Origin of the sequence: Azonexus sp. (genome assembly GCF_036170495.1) — a bacterium.
Lineage (GTDB): Bacteria > Pseudomonadota > Gammaproteobacteria > Burkholderiales > Rhodocyclaceae > Azonexus.
The window spans coordinates 1-3,390 of the sequence record NZ_JAVHPH010000239.1; the positions used below are offsets into that span (position 1 = coordinate 1).

A 3,390-nucleotide genomic window follows, 5' to 3' on the forward strand; every position below is an offset into this window, starting at 1 on the left:
TGTCGCCGCCGGCGTGAAAGTTCCTTAAATCGCCGGTTTAGGCGTTCCCTCCTGGCTCCTTGTCCTTCATGCGGTAGCTTTTGCCTTCGATGGTGACGGTCTCGCAGTGATGCACGAGGCGGTCGAGGATAGCGGTAGTGAGGGTGGCGTCGTTGTTGAAGATGCGCGCCCACTGTTTGTAGACCGTGTTGGTAGTGATGACGGTGGAGCCGCGCTCATAGCGGGCACTGATGACCTGGAAGATCAGATCAGCGCCGCGTTTGTCCATGGGCAGATACCCCAGTTCATCTACGACGAGGAGCCGTGGAGCCACGTAGGTTTTCAGGGCCTTGGACAGGGTGTTGGTCGCCTGCGCGGCCGAGAGCGTGTTTACGATCTCCACGGCTTGGGCGAACAACGTGGGTACGTTGTTGAGGCAGGTGCTATGGGCCAGGGCCAGGGCGAAGTGCGTCTTACCCAGGCCGACGCCGCCGATGAACACGACGTTGGTGTTTTGCTCGACGAAACGCAGACGGAAAAGGTCCTGCACCTGAGCGCGGTTGATCTTCTTCGGCCACGACCAGTTGAACTGTTCCAGTGTCTTGAGCACGGGCAGCCGTGCGGCCTTGGTCCGGCGTTGGACACTACGTTCGTAGCGAGCCGCGGCTTCGGCCTCGGCCAGGCGGCGCAGGTATTCCACGTGACAGAGTCCCTCGCGGGCGGCCTCCCGTCCCAGGTCCTCGTAGTGCTGAGCGATGGTGGTTAGATTCAAGCGGCGCAGGACTTCGGTCAGGTCTTCAGGCTTTGGCTTCATCGGCGTTGTCTCCTTCCTCGGGTTGCTCTTCGTCGGTTTGGTAAACGGATAGATCGGGGTCGGGTAGTTGCAGGTCGAGTAGGTCCTGCTTGCGGGTCAGATGCAAGGGACCGGGATCTGGCAGTCGACGCTCGCGCTGCTCCAGGATGTTAGCGATGTACTCGCTGGAGAAGGCTTGATAGACGAGTGCATCGGCCAAGGCCCGCGCAACTTTCTCGGCCCCATAAACATCGGCCAGCGCCACGATCTTGCGCAGGTGCAGCCGCCAGGAAAGTTTCCGCTCAGCCAAGTGCCGATAATAGGTTTCCGCCTGCGGACTGAGGGCGAGGAAGCGCTTCAAGAAGTGTTGTTCATCGGCCCGGCGTTTGCGTTCCAGCACCGGGGCGGTGTGTTCCGGATTCTCGATGTCTTGCCCCCGATCATAGGAGCGCAGATGCTCGGCCACGAGCTTTTCGCCATCGTATAGGCAGAGCCGTTCGGGGTAGAGCTTAAGCAGTATCTTGCGCCCGGCATAGGCGGCTGGCGTCGAGTAGCGGTTGCCGTCAACGCTGACACGGAACTGGCGGTCGCTCAGCGCGCTATTGATCGAGGCGCAGTCGTATGGATGCGGCGGCAAGGGCTTGAGCATGGACTTCTCGACCACGAACAAGTCCACCGGTCGGCGGCGCGTCCGTCCGTGGATGCGTACGTTGGCGATTTGCTCCAGCCATATCTCAACGGCCGGGTTGAGCGAAGAGAACTCGCCGATAGGCCGCCCCGCCAGGAAGTTATGCTTCACATAACCGACGGCATTTTCCACGATGCCCTTTTCGTTGGCCTTGCGCGCGTTGCAGGCTTTCACCATGAACCCGTAGTGGCCGGCGAAGTCTGCGTAGCGCGGGTTGAGCACGGGCGTGAGACCGTATGGATGGGATAGCACCGCGGTCTTGCAGTTGTCGCACATTATTTTAGCTGGCACGCCGCCGAAGAACTCAAAGGCGCGACGATGGCAGGAGAGGAAGTGTTCCTGGCTCTGGGCAAGCGTGAACTCAACATAGAGCATGCGACTGTATCCCAAGACCATCACAAAGAAGCTCAACCGGCGACGCGTATTGCCCACGGCGATCATCTCCCAACTGCCCCAATCTACCTGGGCGCATTCCCCCGGTGCAAAGGACAGGGTCAGATACGGTTCTTGCCCACGCGGACGGATTTGCTGGATGTAGTCCTTCACGATCGTAATTCCGCCGGCAAAGCCCTGATCCTGCAACATCGTGAGAACTTGTACGGCTGAGTACGGATGCTCCTTGAGCATGCCCATGACCTGTCCCTTGAACGGATCGAGTACGCTGGCGCGCAGCACCCGTTGGCGGGGCCGGTATGGCTCCTTCAACCACTTGCGCACTGTGCGGGCGGCCAGTCCCAGCGCGCGAGCGATCTGGGCGGCGCTCAAACGGTCGCGTTCGGCCAGCTGCTTCAATCGACACCATTGCTCATAGTTGATCATCGCTCACCTCCCATGCCTGCCTTGCCGGCACAGGCAGGCAACAGCTGGCGGAGAACCTCGCCGACCGAGACGGCTTCGCCGCCACGGCGAGAACTCGACGCGCCGGCAACGATCACAGGGGACAGATCCAGGACCTGGTAAATGGGATCACGATAGGCGATCAGTCCGGCTTGCTGGAGTTCGGCGCGGGCGTTTTGCAGATCGGCCCCGTTCCACGACAGATGGCGGCACAATGCCGCTTCGGAATACCAGCTCAGCCCTTCGGCGTCGGCCACCGTGACCAGGAACAGATACAAGGATAGCGCCCGTGCGCTACGCCCCTGAACGTGTCCGTCACGAACCAGCCGGTGATCGACCCAACTGAACTGCGGGGGAATGCGCCGTTGCCGTTGCGGCATAATCGGCTTGCGTCCTCTCATGCTTGACCTCCTGTGGCTGCATCCACGGCACCATGCCGCCGATGCGTTGCCCACGTTCGTAACAGGTGGTCAACACCTGCGCTATGTTCTCTTGTAACGCCTCCCCGGTTATCATGCACGCAAGCCCCACCAGCGCATGCTTTTGCGCAGTTATGACATCTTGTAGCGGTCGGGATATCTCCTCGGAAAGGCAATTCCTGAAGACTTTAACGCCTTTATTATCAAAGCCTTGCGCCGTTAAGAGATCTTGTAACGCATCCTGTGGCCCGCAGCTATCCTCAGCCCCCTTCGGCTTCCAATATCCAGGATGCTTCCGGCGCCATGCCTGAACCTTCTTGACATACGCTTCGCCATGGAAGTAGCCCGGGTTCTTCCGGCACCATTTCCGTTGACTCGCCAGCTTGCTGGCAACCTGGCATTTCGGCCGGCAGCAAAATCTCTGGTGATAACTATTCCGCGGATGCGGTCTGAACCAAGCCCTACAGTGACAACACTTTCTGAGTCCATCCGTGCTCATCGTCTCCTCCCCTTTGAAAGCCGGGAAGAATACAACAAGTACACTGCACACCAACCGGCCTTTTAAACGCCACGTCGGGTGTAGTGGTCTCTCCAGGATACGGCGAAGAAGGAAGAAGATGATCCGTTCGGATCAGGGAATCAGAGAAGAAAAAGGATCTTTCAGATCGGCTGAA

3 protein-coding genes are annotated in these 3,390 nt (G+C 59.4%); all 3 read right to left on the reverse strand.

Annotation, left to right across the window (positions count from 1 at the left end; translation table 11 throughout):
- Positions 1-37: 37 nt before the first annotated feature.
- The 3 genes from istB to ADADOO_RS08235 are packed head-to-tail and all read right to left on the reverse strand — an operon-like array spanning position 38 to position 2,698.
- Complete coding sequence (gene istB / locus ADADOO_RS08225; protein WP_511276610.1) at positions 38-793, reverse strand: IS21-like element helper ATPase IstB; 756 nt, start codon at positions 791-793, stop codon at positions 38-40.
- The gene (gene istA / locus ADADOO_RS08230) at positions 777-2,279 is read right to left on the reverse strand and encodes an IS21 family transposase (protein WP_511276612.1); all 1,503 of its coding nucleotides are present in this window, start codon (positions 2,277-2,279) and stop codon (positions 777-779) included. The genes istB and istA overlap by 17 nt, the downstream gene beginning before the upstream one ends.
- Complete coding sequence (locus ADADOO_RS08235; protein WP_511276613.1) at positions 2,276-2,698, reverse strand: hypothetical protein; 423 nt, start codon at positions 2,696-2,698, stop codon at positions 2,276-2,278. Before ADADOO_RS08235 ends, istA begins: the two co-directional genes overlap by 4 nt.
- Positions 2,699-3,390: the final 692 nt, after the last annotated feature.